A 16,086-nucleotide genomic window follows, 5' to 3' on the forward strand; every position below is an offset into this window, starting at 1 on the left:
TCGAACGCCTCGCCACCATCCATGAAGCATTCCTGAAGATCGCCTGTTGCATCATCTGTTGGCGACACCTCAGGAAGTCATTTTGTTAGGCCTTCTTAATGCGCGGGGTGCCGGCAGGGAGGCCGGAAACCCTTCCGTCGAGCCGGCGGTCAGCCACGTGGCGGTAAACGCAAAGCGCCCCGCCGGAGCGGGGCGCCTGCCGTGGCTGGCACGGGCACGGGTCAGCCGGTGGTCTCGTCTTCCGGTCCGTCTTCGGGCGGGACACGGGAGGCCAGCACCTTGTCGATGCGCTTGCCGTCCATATCGATGATCTCGAAGCGCCAGTCGCCCCATTGCACCACGTCGGCGGTCTGCGGCAGGCGGCCCAGCAGCAGCAACAGCATGCCGGACAGCGTGTGGTAACGCTCTTTTTCTTCTTCCGGAACGTGGCGCAGCCCGGTGCGGTCCTTCAGCTCCGGGATCGGGATCAGGCCGTCCAGCAGCCACGAGCCGTCATCGCGCTGCACCGCCCACTCCTCGCCGGCGCTGTCGGGCTTGAACTCGCCGGTGATGGCCTCGATCAGATCCTGCAGCGTCACCAGGCCCAGCACCTCGCCGTATTCGTCGATCACGAAGGCCATCTGGCCGCCCGAGGCGCGGAAGTTCTCCAGCAGCTCCATGCCGGTCACGCTTTCGGGCACGAACACGGCCGGCTGTACCGCGGCGGTCAGGTCCGCCTCTTCGCCGCGCAGCCGCCGCGCCAGCAACTGGCGGGCGCTGACGACTCCAACGATGTCGTGCATGCCGCCACGCACCACCGGGAAGCGCGAGTGGTCGGATTCCTCGATGCGCTTCAGGTTCTCTTCCAGTGGCGCTTCCACGTCCAGGTAGACCACGTCGCCGCGCGGCACCATCAGGGAAGCGAGCTGGCGGTCGTCCAGCCGGAAAACGTTGCGCACCATGGTGTGCTCATGCTGCTCGATGACGCCGGCTTCGGAGCCTTCGACCAGCAGCGCATGGATTTCCTCTTCGGTGACGCCGGGGCCGCGGTCGGTCTTGGTGCCGAGCAGGCGCAGGACCAGCCGGGTAGAGCCGGAAAGCAGCTTCACAAATGGCGTGGAGGCGACGGCCAGCCAGGCGATCGGACGCGAGACCAGGCGCGCAATGGCTTCAGGAGCCATCTGGCCCAGCCGCTTGGGCACGAGTTCGCCCAGCACGATGGAAAAATAAGTCAGGCCCGCGACCACGATCGCCGTGGCAACGTAGCCGGCCGTGGTCTGCGCCAGGCCGTAACCCTGGAGCCATGTCCCGAGCGGTTGCGCCAGCGTGGATTCGCCCACCACGCCGTTGAGCACGCCGATCGAGGTGATGCCGATCTGGACGGTGGAGAGGAAGCGTGTAGGGTCTTCGCCCAGCTTGATCGCTTCGATTGCGCCACGGTCGCCGTCTTCGATCTGGCGCTGCAGCCGGGCCTTGCGGGCGGTGACCAGCGCGATTTCGGACATGGCGAACAGGCCGTTTAGCAGAATCAGCGCCAGTAATATGGCTATTTCCATCAGGGTGCGCGCCCTCTGCGCGCGGGGGTTTTAAAAGGGCAAGCATACCATCCGCGCAAGACCACTCGACGCCGGGCAGCGTGGCGACAGCGGTGGCCGGTTGTCCGGTCCGTATAGCGATAACCTGGGGAAATAGCTTGATATAAAACTTTCAATAGATAGTTATGGCTCGCTGCGCCAGACTTCTCTCCACGGCGGCACCCGTGCCGCCTTCGAAAAGCCTGAACCCAACAGGCGTGCGAATGACAAGGAGACAGAATGGACATCCGATGGACTGCCGTGCTGGTAGAGAAATTCGGCCACAGCTTCAGTGCCTACGCGCTGGATAGCGGCGCCCGCCGCTTCAGCGTGCAGCTGCCGGACTATCCCCATGAATTCGTGGTGGACCGCGAGCGGCTGTGCGGCTACGTGGGCCACTATGGTGTGCAGACCTTTGCGCACGGCGGCGATGGCGGCGCCGCGGTGATCGCGGTCGACCTGATGCGTGGCGCAGCTTCGGCCCGGCTCGATTGCGCGCCCTGGCACCGCATCCATGGCCTGCAGATCGACCGGCAGGGCCGGGTCTACGCGCTGAGCGAGCGCGACAATATGCTGCTGGTATTCGAGGCTCCGCTGGAGCGCCCGGTGCCGGATCGCGTCGTGCCGACTGGTGGGGTGAAAAGCCATTTGTTCGTACTGTCGGCCGATGGCGAACGGGCTTACGTGACCAACCTGCTGTCGCATAGCGTGACGCTGGTGCATCCGTACGATGCCACCCGTGCGCCGCGCGCGGCGAATGCGGGCAGGCGCCCCGAGGGTTGCTGCCTGAGCCGCGATGAATCGGCGCTATATGTCGCCAGCCGTGACGATCACAGTCTCACCCGGCTCGATGCGCGCACGATGGAAACGGTGCGCACGGTGCCGACTGGCGAGGATCCCACCCGTATCTACTGGTCGCCGGACGACCGCTTGTTCGTGCTCAACTACGGCGAGCGCAGCATCCGCATATTCGACCCCGGCACGCTCGCCGAAATAGGCCGGGTCGATACTGGCGCCAAGCCGATTGCGCTCGCCTTCCACCCGGCTGACCCGAACTGCGCCTATCTCACGCTCAACGATCACACCGTCAGCCGGCTCGACCTGCCCGGCCTGACCCTGCGCCATGCCTTCGCCACCGGCAAGGAACCGGACGGCCTTGCCATCCTGGCTTTGCCGCAGCAGTAGCTCCCGCACGTTTCAACAGAAAAGGCGTCGGCGCAGCACGCCGCCGGCGGCCAATACACAGACATACGGAGACAGAACATGAAAGGCCTGGAGCAAGCCGGCGCCGGCACGGCCGTTGCCCTCGATGCGGCAGCCGCGACCACTTCCGCCAGCATTCCCGCCCAGCGCTGGTGGCGCGTCATCCCGCCGATCCTGATGGTATGCATCGTCTCGGATATGGATCGCGTCAATATCGCCTTCGCGATGCCCGGCGGCATGGGCGACGCGCTCGGGATCGGCGCCAGCATGGCCGGGCTGGCCGGCGGCATCTTCTTTGTCGGATATCTCTTCCTGCAGATTCCCGGCGGCAAGCTGGCCGTGCGCGGCAGCGGGCGCAACTTCATCGCCTGGTCGATGCTGGCCTGGGCCGTCATTTCGGTGCTGACCGGCCTGGTGCGGAACCAGACTGAGCTGCTCGTGCTGCGCTTTGCGCTGGGGGTGGCCGAGGGCGGCATGCTGCCGGTGGTGCTGACCATGGTCGGCAACTGGTTTCCCGACCACGAGCGCGGCCGCGCCAACGCGCTGGTGATCATGTTCGTGCCGATCGCCGGCATCATCACCGCGCCGCTGTCGGGCCTGGTGATTGCCGCACTCGACTGGCGCTGGCTGTTTATCGTCGAAGGCCTGATTTCGCTGGTCTGCCTCGCGGTATGGTGGAAGCTGGCCTGTGACCGGCCAGAGCAGGCAAGCTGGATTTCGCCCGACGAGAAGGCGTACATTCAGACCCGCCTGCACGAGGAAGCACAGCGCTCGGCCGTCGCTGGCGCGCCAACGGGGCGGGGCGCGCCCGGCACGCGGGCGGTGCTGGCGCAAATCCTGGCGCAGGGCGTGATCTGGCAACTGATCGCTGTCAATTTCCTCTACCAGATGGGAATCTACGGCTACACGCTGTGGCTGCCCACCATCCTGAAAGGCCTGACCGGAGGCGGCATGGGCCAGGTCGGCATGCTGGCCATGCTGCCGTACGTGGGCACCATGGCTGGCATCCTCGTGATCTCCACGCTGTCCGACCGCACCGGCCGGCGCAAGGTGTTCGTGGTCTGGCCGCTGCTCGGCTTCGCCGCCTGCCTGGCGGGTTCGGTGTGGTGCCACGGCAATACCTGGCTGGCCTATGGCTTGCTGGTCGGAAGCGGCTTCTTCCTGCAGTCCGCCGCGGGGGTGTTCTGGACCATGCCGCCGCGCTTGCTGGCGGCCGAGCAAGCGGGCGTGGCGCGCGGCGTGATCAACGCGCTGGGCAACCTGGGCGGATTCTGCGGTCCCTATGCGGCGGGCGTGCTGATCGAGCGGATCGGCGCGGGAGCCGGCGTCTACCTGCTGGTTGCCGCGCTGGTGCTGGCCTCGGCCCTGGCCGCCACCTTGCCGGGGCGGTGCCGATGAACGGCAATCCGAGCGCTATGGGTGTCCAGGGCGCGCTGCCCCCGGGCCTGGCCATCGTCGATGCCCACCACCACCTCTGGCCACTCGGGCGCGGCCGCTATCCCTGGCTGCAGGACGAGTACCGGCCTCAGACATTCTTTCTCGGCGATTACGAGGCCCTGCGCCGCGATTACCTGGAAGCAGACTACGCTCATGACACCAGCGCCGTGACTGTGCTGGCGACCGTGCACGTGGAGGCCGAACGCGACCGCCGCGAAGCGGTCGATGAGACCGCGTGGCTGCATCAGGAACCCTGGCGGCGCGGCATGGCCGCCGCGGTGGTGGCCTACGCGCCGTTCGGCAATCCCGGGTGCGCCGCGCTGCTGGCTCGCCAGGCCGGTTTCGCGCGGGTCAGGGGAATTCGATGCAAGCCGCTGACCTCGGAGGGGCCAGGCCGATCGGTGGCGGGCCAGCCCGGGTCGATGCAAGACCAGGCCTGGCTAGATGACCTGGCGCGGCTGGCACACCATGGCCTGTCATGGGACCTGCGGGTGCCATTCTGGCACTTGCGAGAGGCGGCGCAGGTGGCGGCCGCCTTGCCTGGCCTGTCCATCGCGCTCAATCACGCTGGCCTGCCGCTGGATCGCTCGGAGCAGGGCCTGGCGTGCTGGCGCGCCGGCATGGAGGCGCTGGCAGCCTGCCCCAATGTGTCGGTCAAGCTATCGGAGCTGGGACTGGCCGGCGGGTACTGGGATGCACAGGGTAACCGCCGTGTCGTGCGCGAGGTGCTGGCCATGTTCGGCCATGAACGGGCAATGTTCGGCAGCAACCTGCCGGTCTCGCGGTTGAGCGCGGACTTCGGCACGATCCTTGGCACGATATGTGAAGCGCTGCCGGATCCCGTGGCCAGGCGGCGCGTGCTGGTCTCCAATGCGGCGCACTTCTACCGCATCGTTCCGGCGCAAATGGCCCCGGTCGCCGCACCGATGCCAGCGTCGCATGGGGTCGCTGGCTGAGCCGCCTCATGCTATAAGAGTCGGCTTTTGCCGGAGTCACCCCAAGCGGCCATCATGTCAGACTTTCCCGCGATCCTGCCGAGCGCGGCCACGCTGCGCAACCGCCTTCAAATGCGGCATTTGCGCCTGGCGCTGGCGCTGGCCGAACACCGCTCGCTGCGGCGTGCGGCTGCACAGATGTCGCTGTCGCAGCCCGCGGTCACCAAGGCGCTGCACGAGCTGGAGGGGATGGTCGGCACACTGCTGTTCACGCGCCACGCGCGCGGCATCGAGCCGACGGTGTTCGGCGAGGCCCTGATCCGCTATGCGCGCGTGGTGCTGGCGGACCTGGATGCCCTGCATGATGAATTTGCTGCGATTGCCGCGGGGGAGGTAGGCAAGGTACGGCTGGGTTCGATCCTCGCGCCGGTCCCGTCGGTGCTCTCCGGCGCCATCCATGCGCTCAAGGAACGCTATCCGCGCCTGAACATCGTGATGCATGTCGATACCAGCGACGTGCTGGTGCAGGCGCTGCGGCAGGATGCGCTGGACGTCATGATCGGGCGCATTCCCGAAGGCACGCTGGCTGACGATCTCGCCTTTGAACCGCTGTTCGAGGAAACCCTCGCCATCGTGGCGCGCGCCGGCCATCCGCAGGCGCGCAGGCGCAGTGTAAAGCTGGCCACCCTGGTTTCCTATCCCTGGATCATCCCGCCGGCGGCCACGCCGATGTGGCAGATCATCGACCAGACCTTCCGTGATAACCGTGTGGCGCTGCCGGAAGACATGATCGAAACCTCGTCGATCATGGCGACGCTGCCGCTGCTGGCCGGCAGCGACCGCATTGCGGTCGTGCCGAGTGCCATCGCGGATTACTTCGCCTCGCTGGGCGCGCTGGCAGTCCTGCCCGTTGCGATGCGCGGGCGGATGGTGCCCTATGGGATCGTGGTGCGCCGCCGCCGCGCCGCCACGCCTGCCATGCGGTTGCTGATCGACGCCGTGCGTGCGGCCCAATCTGGCAATTCGTGTGAGTTGACTGAATCGCTGTCATTACCCGCAAAGTAATCGTCATCCGCCGCAGTACATGCTGTAATGCAGTCATGGAAACCCTGACCCCCGGCTCCGAAGCCGCACTCGATTTCCCCGGCCTGCTGCGCTACTGGCGCAGCAGGCGTGGCTATAGCCAGCTCGCGCTGTCGCTGGCGGCCGGCGTGTCGCAGCGGCATATCAGCTTCCTGGAGTCCGGGCGGGCGCGTCCGAGCCGGGAAATGGTGCTGGCGCTGGCCGAGCGGCTCGGCGTGCCGCTGCGCCAGCGCAACCGGCTGCTGCTGGCGGGCGGATTCGCGCCGGCGTACAGCGAACACGCGCTGGCCTCGCCGCCGATGCAGATGGTGCAGCAGGCCATCGCGCTGATCCTGGCCAAGCAGGAGCCTTATCCGGCTGTGGTGCTGGACCGGTTCTGGAATCTGGTCGATGCCAACCAGGCCTACCGGCGCATGCTCGACCTCCTGCTCGAAGGGCGCGAGCCCGCCTCGCTGGGCGACGACGGGCGCCGGATCAACCTGATGCTGACGGTATTCGATCCCGATGGCTTGTGGCCGGTGATCGAAAACGCCAGGCAGGTAGGCAGGTACCTGCTGCGCCGTGTCTGGCAGGAGCTGCAGGTTCAGGCCCACGACCAGACCGCCCGCGAAATCTTCGACCGCATTGCCGGATGGCATCCGGATATGGTCGGCCCCGGTGGCGTGCTGTTGCCGGAAGAGGAGGGTCACGAAGGGCCGCCCCCTCCCGTGCTGCCGGTCGTGCTCCATGCCGGCGAGTTCCGGGCCTCGCTCTTCTCCACGCTGACCACGCTTGGCATTCCGCAGGACATTACCCTGCAGGAACTGCGCATCGAGTGCTTCTTTCCGGCCGACAATGCCGCGCGCACCGTTTTCGAGCATCTGGCTTCCAGGCGTGAACCAGCACTTCAGAACCGGTAGCGCAGATAGAAGGTGCTGAAGCCGGTTCCGGGATTGGGCTCCTTGATGCCGGCATTGGAAATGTGCTGGTAGCGGTAACCGGCGGCGAAGCGCTGGTCTTTGCCGAAGGCGATCCCGACGCCGGCGTACTCCGAAAACTGGAACGCGGTGGAGTAGCTGTGGTCATCCGAGGTGCGTGTCTCGCTGATCAGGCGCGGCCCCACTGACAACTCCAGGAACGGCACCCACGCGTGCCGCCGCCAAGCCAGCCGTACCACCGGCGATACGCCGAACTCCCAGGGATTACGCGGGTTCTTGTCACTCGTGCTGTGCCAGCGCGCCACGTTGACCTCCCATTGCAGATCCACCAGCCATCCCTCCGGATTGCCCCAGGCAAAGCCGGAGTCCCAGAGCAGGGCGATTTCCGCTTTCTGGACGTGGTGCTTGCCGTCAACGCCATAGCCGACCTGCACGGCCGGGTCGGCGCGCGCGGTACCCGCCAGCAGCAGCGAGCTCAAGAGAACGGTGGCAGCGAGTGCCTCCGGCGAGAGCCCGGGGCGACGACGCACCTGAACGTGCGGGAGGGGTTGGTTTCTTTCATAGCTGGCGTGCGTGCGCATAGGGCTTGGCTGGCTCGTTGTTGTCGGGTCGAGTTCTGTGCGGGGACGGCTCCCGGGGCGCTGTGTTCCTCGGGCCCGCCATCAGCCCGGCACCTATCGCAAACATCACCCGTCACCTATTTGTAGTACATGAAAGCGCACTCCGCAGCCCTCGAAGTGCTTCTCAATCGAATAGAACACTCGTGCTAAGATTCGCGAGCCAGCGCCGCGGGCGATGTCCACATGAACAATGCGGGGCAAACGCGAGCAGCGCCGGCATCGTTACGTCTTCAGGGCGGGGTGAAAGTCCCCACCGGCGGTATGCCGCAGCGCGCTTGCGCGCAATGCGGCGAGCCCGCGAGCGCTCGCATTCCCGTGCGAGGTCAGCAGACCTGGTGTGAGGCCAGGGCCGACGGTCATAGTCCGGATGAAAGAAGATGGGCGGAGCTTGCCAGCATGAATGCCCTTGTCCGCTGCCATGGACCGCGGCGCGCAGCCTGCTGCCGGGATTTTCATTTCCCGGCGCTGGCGCGTTGCTCTGTTGTTCTGGCGTGGACGCATTCCTGTTCCCCCAGGCAGTCCGCTGATCCTTCCCCTGAAACGCCCACTGAACTTTGCTCAAGGAGCGTTTCATGCTTAGCTTTCCGACCGAAGAAATCCAGACCCTTGCTGTTGCCGAAGCGGCGGACGCGCGACCGCTTGCGGTACGCATTGCCCAGGCGCTCGACGCCATGCGCGAAGGCCGTCCTGTCGTCCTGCTCGATGACGACGACCGCGAGAACGAGGCGGATCTCATCCTCGCTGCCGAATGCCTGACCCAGTCAAACATGGCCATGATGATCCGCGAATGCAGCGGCATCGTCTGCCTGTGCCTGACCGGCGAGAAGGTCCGTCAGCTTGGTCTGCGCCCGATGGTGGAGAACAACCGCAGCCAGTACGGCACGGCCTTCACGGTATCGATCGAGGCGCGCGAGGGCGTGACCACCGGTGTCAGCGCAGCCGACCGCATCACCACGATCCGGGCTGCCATTGCCGATGGCGCCGGAACCGATGCAGTGGTCAGCCCCGGCCATGTGTTTCCGTTGGTAGCCGTCGAAGGCGGCGTGCTGGCCCGGCGCGGCCACACCGAAGGCTCGGTCGAGCTGGCCCGCATGGCGGGGCTGTCGCCGACGGCCGTGCTTTGCGAACTGATGAATCCGGATGGCACGATGGCACGCCGTCCCGAGGCATTGGCCTTCGCCGAAATGTACCGGCTGCCGGTGCTGACCATCGCCGACCTGGTTGCCTGGCGCGAACTGCACGGCTGAAAACACACGGCACAAGCGCTGAACAAGCGCGGCATGTGCGACAATGCGGCTCGTTTTTCCCGTCAATTCGAGGGCGATTCCATGCTTTTCCGCATTCTTGCATGCACTGCCGCGCTGTTCGGCAGTGTCGTCAGTTTTTCCGCCCATGCTGAAGCCAGCGCGCTGCAGGCCCCGCGCCCGGCCGCTGGTGCCGGGCTCTACGAGTGCCCGGGCCCGAACGGCGGCACCGTGTTCCGCTCCACCCCACGCGAAGGCTGCTCGCTGCTCGCCGCGCCCGATCCGGCTGCACCGGACCCGCAACGCTGGCTGCCGCTGATGGGCGCCAATGGCGTGATCTCCTATTTCGACCAGTCGGCCGTGCGCCGGCAAGGCCCCGAGGTGGGCGTCGTGGTGATGCGCAACGCGCCGGCCGGCGTCATTCGCACCACCAGCGGCGAGCCGATCCGTTCCTCGCTCAAGCGCATGGTATTGAACTGCGCGACGTCGATGTACGCAGTGGTCGAACAGACGCTGTACAGCAAACGCTTCGCGCGCGGTGAGTCGCTCTACACCATCCGTGGCCCGCACACTGGCACCTTCCAGCCGGTTTCGTCGGGCTCCATTGCCGGCGAGTTGCTTCGCAGGCTGTGCCGCTAGACACCGTCCGACTTCAGAGTTTCAGTGAACTAGGGTTTGTCCCGGTCAACCTTCGGCCGTTCGTCCCCGTTGATGCAGATGACGACGCGCCGGCAACGCTGCCGGCCGCGACAGTCAACGCAGTCGATACCGACAAGGCAAGGCTCACAAGGAGGCTGAGATGAAGAAGTGGATCGTAATGCTGTCGATGGCAATGTTTGGCGCTGGTGCATTTGCACAGACTCCGGCGACCCCGGCAACTCCAGCCACTCCCGCTGCTCCCGCGGCAGCCAATAGCGCGGCACCGGCCAAGGCTGATACCGGCAAAGCCAAGGTCAAGAAAACCAGCGCCAAGAAGAAGAGCCACGCTCCCAGCACCAAGAACCCGATGACGAATAAAGGCGCCTGAGCGCCGGCTGTCGAAGGCGGCGGGCGGATGGCTCCCCGGCAAGCGGGGAAGCAAGTTCCGCCCGGAAACCGCCACGCCGCCGCCCGCGCGCCATGGCCGAGCCAGGCAGACTCTCAATGGCGATGTCGCGGATGGCTACTCTTGGGGCACGCACGCGTGCCGGCCGGGGGGCTGGGTAGTCAGGCGGATAGAGCAGAGAGGCTTCGGCCTCTCTTTTTTTTGCCTGTAGCCTGTCCGTGCTACAGCGCGCGTTGTCGGACTTCTACGTGGAGTACGAACTGTTCGTCGCGCTGGATCAGCCGCGCAACCGCTTCTTCGCGCTGTCCGCGCTGCACGCCGCGATCCAGGACCAACCAGCACGGCGTGCAGATCATGTCGCCGCATTTCCTGGCGCAGCCCGACAACACCGTCTACGTGCCGCGGCCAAGATGGTTCGAGGCGCCCGGGACTGCAGCGATCGACCCGGCCGGTAGATCGCGCCGCAAGGCATCGCCACCGGCCTGATGCCGGAGAACCCGGTTCAGTCAGCGACCTGGCGCGACTTCCATTGCCCGTTGGACTGCTTGCAGAACCATCCGGCCCAGTGCTCTTCGGCGCTGCCGCGCTTGAGATCGGACTTCAGCCGGCGGCATGGCTGGCCCTGATCCGTCTTGCTGCTGACCGGTGTGAGCGTGCCATCGATCTGCTGGCGCTTTCCGGCGGCGGGGTAGGTCCACTCCACCGCCTGCCCGTCGGCCGTATCGTTCAGCGCCTTGCGCACCGACTTCGCCAGCGATTGCGCTTCCTTGTCATTCAGGGTGCCGATGATGGTGCCGGTCAGGTAGTTGTCGAAGTAGGCATGCGCCGGGGTGGCCAGGGCCAGCAGCAGCGAAGATCCCAGTGCGCAGGCAAGGGCGCGGGGCAGGGCGGAGCGAAGGGCTTTCCGTGACGGCATGGCGATTCCTTGTGGCGTGGACGCGGAGGCGTTGGCGCGATTGCGCCGAGGCCGGCTTCCCGCGTGGATATTGAGTGGCATTGTAAGCGCAAGTGGCTGTCTCGAGGCCGGCCTGCAGCACGCATGATGCAGTGCGGCACAATGCCGGGCGACATTGACAGCCGGCGGTCGCTGGCCTAGCGTGGATTGTTGCCTATGACGCTTCAGCCGATGGCGGGAGCGCGTTCACCGGCAGCAGGGCGCGCAATGCGCAACAACCGCGAGAGGAGTTCCCATGAAGATGCGTTATCTGACCCTCGGACTGGCGCTTGCCGCAGCGCTCGGCGTCGCGCATGCACAATCGCCCGGCAAGTCCGGCAAATTCGATCCTTATACGGATGGTGCCAAGGCAGGCAAGGCAGACCCGTACACCGACGGCGCCAAGACGGACAAGTTCAACCCCTATACGGACGGCGCCAAGACAGACAATGTCAACTCGCTGACTCCTGGTGCGCGCACCGATCAGATGGAGCCGATCCAGGGCGGCGCCCAGAAGAGTGGCAAGTTCGACCCATATTCGGATGGTGCCAAGTCCGGCAAATTCGACCCGTATAGCGACGGCGCGAACAAGCAGTGAGGCGGTCTCGGCACGAGGCCTCGCGTACTGATGCATCACACTGGACAGCGGCGCCTGACGGCGCTGCTGTCGATGTGACCTCGCAGCCCGCAAACGCCCGTGCCATGCGCCTTTCCGGCTACCGGGGTTTCATTTTGTTTCAAACATTGCGTGATCGAAACGTGACTTTCGAGGCTCGAATTGTTATGGTTTGTTGCGCATCGCAGCAAATCGAACTTCGCGTTGACAGTCTCATCCCGTTCCCGCCCGGGCCATCCGGATTCGCGACGGGTCCGTCTCTTGCTGTGTCTTCATCCATCGTCCCGACCGCCGAAGCCGGTCACGTCATTTACGCTCACGCCCTTGGCATACATGTCAGCACCAGCCACGCCACGTCTGTCCGCAACGCTCATCGCGCCGCTCGCCAGCCCGACCGCCCGTCGTCGTGGCGCAGTGCGGCTCGCCGGATGGCTAGGTGGCGGCGTGCTGGCCATGTTTGCGGTGGCGGCGCATGCGTTCGACTTCGATACCGTGGCGGCGCGCGCGCGCCAGCTGGCGGCGTCGCCCTACAAGGCGCCGCAGCAGAACCTGCCGGGCGAGTTGCGCGAGCTGTCCTACGAACGCTATCGCGAGATCGAGTACAAGCCTGAACGCTACGTCTGGCGCGGGGCGCGCTTGCCATTCGAGTTGTCGTTCTTCCACGAAGGCATGGTGTTCGACCAGCCCGTCAAGATCAACGAAGTGGTGAGCGGCAGCGTGCGTGAATTCCGCTTCGATCCGGCGGCATTCAATTACGGCCCGCACAAGGTGGATGCCGGCAAGCTCAAGGGGCTCGGCTTCGCCGGCTTCCGCGTGCTGTATCCGCTGAACCAGGGCAAGCGCAAGGATGAGCTCGCGTCTTTCCTCGGTGCGAGCTACTTCCGCGCGCTCGGCAAGGACCAGTGGTACGGCTTGTCCGCGCGCGGCATTGCGGTCGACACCGCGCTCAACTCGGGCGAGGAGTTTCCGCGCTTTGTCGAATACTGGATCGAGCGGCCGAACGGTTCGGACAAGCAGCTGACCATCTACGCGCTGATGGATTCGCGCCGCATGAGCGGGGCCTATCGCTTTGTCATCAAGCCGGGCGAAGAGACCGCGATGGAGGTCAAGTCCCGCCTCTACCTGCGTGAGAACGTGACCAAGCTCGGCCTGGCGCCGCTGACCAGCATGTACCTGTTCGGCGAAAACCAGCCGTCGCCGACTACGGATTTCCGTCCCGAGGTTCATGACTCCGACGGCCTGTCGATCCATCTGGGCACCGGCGAGTGGGTCTGGCGTCCGCTGATCAATCCCAAGCGTCTGCTGGTGACGTCGTTCACGGCGACCAATCCGCAGGGCTTCGGACTGATGCAGCGCGACCGGAATTTCGGCAACTACCAGGAAATTGGCGCGTGGTATGAGCGCCGGCCCAGCGGCTGGATTGAGCCGCGCGGCAACTGGGGTTCTGGCCGGGTCGAGCTGGTGCAGATCCCGACGCCGGACGAGACCAACGACAACATCGTGGCCTACTGGGTCCCCGATAACCCGCCCAAGCCCAGGCAGCCATTCGACTATGAATACCGGCTGCTGTGGCAGAAGGACGGCGAGCAACTGCCGCCACTGTCGTGGGTCACGCAGACCCGGCTCGGCCAGGGCCTGACCCGCAAGCAGGACGACCCCAGCTTCTCGCTGGTGGTTGACTTCGAAGGCCCCGCCTTCAGGAAGCTGCCTGCCGACGTTCGCATCGACCCGGTGGTTTCGGCCGATGCAAACGGTGAATTGCTCAAGACGTCGGTGCAGCGCAATGACGCGACCGGCGGATGGCGCATGACCATGGTGATACGCCGCAAAGATGAAACCAAGCCGGTAGAGTTGCGCGGCTACCTTCGCAACGGCAATACAACCCTATCCGAGACGTGGAGCTACATCTTACCCCCAGGCTAAAGCAGCGACCGGTCCAGGCGGCGGCATGCGAGCGCTATGTCGACCGCCTGCCCGCATCGCCCGAATTGCGTACCGAGCTGCTTGCCGACGCATCGCCGGCCGCCTCCCTGTCCGTCAATGGCCGGGATGCGCAGGCGGCAATGGAGCAATTGCAGTCGAAACTTGCCAAGGACGCGGCGACCGCGCCGGGCGGCGCGACTTACGGTTCCGTCGGCCGTCGCTTCACGATGGCTTACGGCAATCCCCAGGTCGGTGGCGAACCGCTCCTGCAGCGCCGCGACGACGGCACCGTGCGCGTCAATACCGGGCCGGCGCCGGAGCGCAGCTCGATGGTCCCGCGCCAGTGGCCGCCGCATGTGCTGACCGGCTGGGTGCGCAACACCTGGCGCGGCATGCGCGGCCGCCCGCCGGTGCCCGAATCCTGGGACACCCTGCATGACGGTCCCGATGCCGAAGGCAAGTGGCATCCCGCCGGCTCGCACCGGCGCTGGTTCCTGCTCGGGTTGGTCATTGCACAGACGGTGCTGGCGACTTTCTTCATGACGAAGGTGCTGCCGTACCACGGTGCCGATCCGCTCGAGATCGCCATCCTGGTGCTGTTCGCCATCCTGTTCTCGTGGGTCTCGGCTGGCTTCTGGACGGCCATGATGGGCTTCCTGGTGCTGGCCAGGGGCGGCGATCGCCACCTGATCTCGCGCTCGGCCGCGCCCGATGCGCCCATCGCGCCCGATGCACGAACGGCGGTCATCATGCCGATCTGCAATGAGGACGTGACACGTGTCTTCGCCGGGCTGCGCGCCACCTATGAATCGCTGGAGCGGACCGGCCAGCTCGCGCAGTTCGATTTCATCGTGTTGTCCGACAGCGGCAATCCCGACCTGCGCACCGCCGAACACGATGCGTGGATGGAGATTTGCCGCGCGGTGGGCGGCTTCGGCCGCATCTTCTATCGCTGGCGCAAGCATCGCGTCAAGCGCAAGACCGGCAACGTGGCCGACTTCTGCCGCCGCTGGGGCAGCAAGTACCGCTACATGGTCGTGCTCGATGCCGACAGCGTAATGAGCGGCGACAGCCTGGCCACGCTGGTGCGGCTGATGGAAGCCAATCCGGGCGCAGGCATTATCCAGAGCGCACCGGTGGCCGTGGGCCGGGAAACGCTCTATGCACGCGTGCAGCAGTTCTCGACGCGCGTGTATGGGCCGCTCTTCACCGCTGGCCTGCACTACTGGCAGCTGGGCGAATCGCACTACTGGGGGCACAACGCGATCATTCGCGTGAAGCCTTTCATGGAGCATTGCGCGCTCGCGCCGCTGCCTGGCCGCGGGCCGCTTTCGGGCGAAATCCTTTCGCACGATTTTGTCGAAGCCGCGCTTATGCGCCGCGCCGGCTGGGGCGTGTGGATTGCCTATGACCTGCCGGGCTCGTATGAAGAGCTGCCGCCGAACCTGCTCGACGAGGTCAAGCGCGACCGCCGCTGGTGCCAGGGCAACCTGATGAACTTCCGGCTGTGGCTGAAGCAGGGCTTCCATGTCGTGCACCGTGCCGTCTTCCTGACCGGCATCATGGCCTATCTGTCGGCGCCGTTGTGGCTGCTGTTCCTGGTGCTGTCCACGGCGATGCTGGCCAAGCACGCGCTGGTGCCGCCCGAGTATTTCACGCAGCCGTACCAGCTGTTCCCGACCTGGCCCGAGTGGCATCCGGAGAAGGCGCTGGCTCTGTTCTCCGCCACGGCAACGCTGCTCTTCCTGCCCAAGGTGGCGAGCGTGCTGTTGCTGATGAAGGATGCACGCAGCTACGGCGGTCCGGTGCGGCTGGTGCTGAGCATGCTGATCGAGGTGTTGCTGTCTGCCTTGCTCGCGCCCACCCGCATGCTGTTCCACACCAAGTTCGTGATAGCGGCATACAGCGGCTGGGGCATCTCGTGGAAATCGCCTCCGCGTGAAGATACCGAGACCACCTGGGGCGAAGCCTTCCGCCGTCACGGCTGGCATACCGTGCTGGGCCTGGCCTGGGGTGCGCTGGTCTACTGGCTCAGCCCGTCGTACATCCTGTGGCTGCTGCCGATCGTGGGCTCGCTGGCCGTGTCGATCCCGTTGTCGGTGATGCTGTCGCGGGTGTCGCTGGGACGTGCCTCGCGCCGCGCGGGTCTGTTCGTGATTCCGGAAGAAGTCACGCCGCCGCGGGAGATCGTCGAAACCCAGCAGCATGTGGAAGCCGCCGGCGAAACGCCGGACTTCGTCGATGCCGTGGTCGACCCGGTCACCAATGCGCTGATGTGTGCCACGGTGTCGGCCCGCGTCGTGCAGCCGGATTCGGCGAAGCAGCGGCATGCCGCGCTGGTTCAGCATGCGCTGACCGGCGGCCCGCGCGCGCTGACGCCTGCGCAGAAGCATGTCTTGCTGAGCGATCCGTTCGCGCTGGCAAAGCTGCACGAACTGGTGTGGGGCTCGCCCCTGGCGGACGCCGGCTGGAAGGATACGCGGCTGCTGGTGCGGCGCGCCCCCAATGTCGTGCCGCTGCGCCCCAGGCTCGCCTGAAGCCGGAACACGCCTGGCGCAGGACTGCAGTCCGCCAGG

The 16,086-nt window shown here is 65.9% G+C and carries 16 protein-coding genes, 1 pseudogene and 1 riboswitch; of the genes and pseudogenes, 13 read left to right on the top strand and 4 right to left on the bottom strand.

What is annotated here, in order from left to right:
• A pseudogene (locus RM96_RS38455) lies at nucleotides 1–89 on the top strand (IS5/IS1182 family transposase); the annotation flags it as partial.
• A gap of 132 nt (nucleotides 90–221) precedes the next feature.
• Here RM96_RS38455 and RM96_RS03970 read toward each other — a convergent pair.
• Nucleotides 222–1,535, bottom strand: coding sequence for a hemolysin family protein (locus tag RM96_RS03970; protein ID WP_039007942.1), 1,314 nt, complete (start codon nucleotides 1,533–1,535; stop codon nucleotides 222–224).
• A 258-nt stretch (nucleotides 1,536–1,793) separates the two neighbouring features.
• On the opposite strand from RM96_RS03970, the gene RM96_RS03975 reads away from it, so the two are divergent.
• The 5 genes from RM96_RS03975 to RM96_RS03995 all read left to right on the top strand — a co-directional run bounded on the left by RM96_RS03975 (nucleotide 1,794) and on the right by RM96_RS03995 (nucleotide 7,110).
• The gene (locus RM96_RS03975) at nucleotides 1,794–2,738 is read left to right on the top strand and encodes a YncE family protein (protein ID WP_039007943.1); all 945 of its coding nucleotides are present in this window, start codon (nucleotides 1,794–1,796) and stop codon (nucleotides 2,736–2,738) included.
• A gap of 78 nt (nucleotides 2,739–2,816) precedes the next feature.
• A complete protein-coding gene (locus tag RM96_RS03980) occupies nucleotides 2,817–4,154 on the top strand; it encodes an MFS transporter (RefSeq protein ID WP_039007945.1) in 1,338 nt (445 codons plus the stop codon).
• Nucleotides 4,151–5,149, top strand: a complete 999-nt coding sequence (locus RM96_RS03985) for an amidohydrolase family protein (protein WP_238587077.1) — start codon at nucleotides 4,151–4,153, stop codon at nucleotides 5,147–5,149. The genes RM96_RS03980 and RM96_RS03985 overlap by 4 nt, the downstream gene beginning before the upstream one ends.
• Nucleotides 5,150–5,203: 54 nt before the next feature.
• Nucleotides 5,204–6,193: a LysR family transcriptional regulator gene (locus tag RM96_RS03990; RefSeq protein ID WP_039007950.1), complete on the top strand. Its 990-nt coding sequence runs from the start codon at nucleotides 5,204–5,206 to the stop codon at nucleotides 6,191–6,193.
• A gap of 35 nt (nucleotides 6,194–6,228) precedes the next feature.
• Nucleotides 6,229–7,110: a helix-turn-helix domain-containing protein gene (locus RM96_RS03995; RefSeq protein WP_039007952.1), complete on the top strand. Its 882-nt coding sequence runs from the start codon at nucleotides 6,229–6,231 to the stop codon at nucleotides 7,108–7,110.
• Here RM96_RS03995 and RM96_RS04000 read toward each other — a convergent pair.
• Complete coding sequence (locus RM96_RS04000; RefSeq protein WP_082016414.1) at nucleotides 7,098–7,709, bottom strand: acyloxyacyl hydrolase; 612 nt, start codon at nucleotides 7,707–7,709, stop codon at nucleotides 7,098–7,100. The two genes, RM96_RS03995 and RM96_RS04000, sit on opposite strands and share 13 nt — an antisense overlap.
• A gap of 261 nt (nucleotides 7,710–7,970) precedes the next feature.
• A riboswitch (FMN riboswitch) is annotated at nucleotides 7,971–8,131 on the top strand.
• Between the two features lie 189 nt (nucleotides 8,132–8,320).
• Here RM96_RS04000 and ribB point away from each other — a divergent pair.
• The 3 genes from ribB to RM96_RS04015 all read left to right on the top strand — a co-directional run bounded on the left by ribB (nucleotide 8,321) and on the right by RM96_RS04015 (nucleotide 10,019).
• On the top strand, nucleotides 8,321–8,995 hold the full coding sequence (gene ribB, locus RM96_RS04005) for a 3,4-dihydroxy-2-butanone-4-phosphate synthase (protein WP_039007956.1): 675 nt from the start codon (nucleotides 8,321–8,323) through the stop codon (nucleotides 8,993–8,995).
• A gap of 81 nt (nucleotides 8,996–9,076) precedes the next feature.
• Nucleotides 9,077–9,631: a surface-adhesin E family protein gene (locus tag RM96_RS04010; RefSeq protein WP_039008130.1), complete on the top strand. Its 555-nt coding sequence runs from the start codon at nucleotides 9,077–9,079 to the stop codon at nucleotides 9,629–9,631.
• A gap of 160 nt (nucleotides 9,632–9,791) precedes the next feature.
• Nucleotides 9,792–10,019 (top strand): hypothetical protein, encoded by a 228-nt coding sequence (locus RM96_RS04015; protein ID WP_039007958.1) that lies wholly within the window; start codon nucleotides 9,792–9,794, stop codon nucleotides 10,017–10,019.
• A gap of 239 nt (nucleotides 10,020–10,258) precedes the next feature.
• On the opposite strand, the gene RM96_RS40785 is transcribed toward RM96_RS04015, so the two are convergent.
• A complete protein-coding gene (locus RM96_RS40785) occupies nucleotides 10,259–10,393 on the bottom strand; it encodes a hypothetical protein (protein ID WP_443112235.1) in 135 nt (44 codons plus the stop codon).
• Here RM96_RS40785 and RM96_RS40790 point away from each other — a divergent pair.
• The gene (locus RM96_RS40790; protein ID WP_443112236.1) at nucleotides 10,392–10,523 is read left to right on the top strand and encodes a hypothetical protein; all 132 of its coding nucleotides are present in this window, start codon (nucleotides 10,392–10,394) and stop codon (nucleotides 10,521–10,523) included. The two genes, RM96_RS40785 and RM96_RS40790, sit on opposite strands and share 2 nt — an antisense overlap.
• 16 nt (nucleotides 10,524–10,539) lie before the next feature.
• On the opposite strand, the gene RM96_RS04020 is transcribed toward RM96_RS40790, so the two are convergent.
• Nucleotides 10,540–10,953, bottom strand: a complete 414-nt coding sequence (locus tag RM96_RS04020) for an RT0821/Lpp0805 family surface protein (protein WP_039007960.1) — start codon at nucleotides 10,951–10,953, stop codon at nucleotides 10,540–10,542.
• A gap of 274 nt (nucleotides 10,954–11,227) precedes the next feature.
• On the opposite strand from RM96_RS04020, the gene RM96_RS04025 reads away from it, so the two are divergent.
• From RM96_RS04025 to mdoH, 3 genes are all read left to right on the top strand, one after another.
• On the top strand, nucleotides 11,228–11,569 hold the full coding sequence (locus RM96_RS04025) for a hypothetical protein (RefSeq protein WP_039007961.1): 342 nt from the start codon (nucleotides 11,228–11,230) through the stop codon (nucleotides 11,567–11,569).
• Nucleotides 11,570–11,920: 351 nt separating this feature from the next.
• Nucleotides 11,921–13,510, top strand: a complete 1,590-nt coding sequence (locus RM96_RS04030; protein WP_039007963.1) for a glucan biosynthesis protein G — start codon at nucleotides 11,921–11,923, stop codon at nucleotides 13,508–13,510.
• Nucleotides 13,483–16,047, top strand: a complete 2,565-nt coding sequence (gene mdoH, locus RM96_RS04035; RefSeq protein WP_082016415.1) for a glucans biosynthesis glucosyltransferase MdoH — start codon at nucleotides 13,483–13,485, stop codon at nucleotides 16,045–16,047. The genes RM96_RS04030 and mdoH overlap by 28 nt, the downstream gene beginning before the upstream one ends.
• Nucleotides 16,048–16,086 lie beyond the last annotated feature (39 nt).

Origin of the sequence: Cupriavidus sp. IDO (assembly GCF_000812465.1) — a bacterium.
Lineage (GTDB): Bacteria > Pseudomonadota > Gammaproteobacteria > Burkholderiales > Burkholderiaceae > Cupriavidus.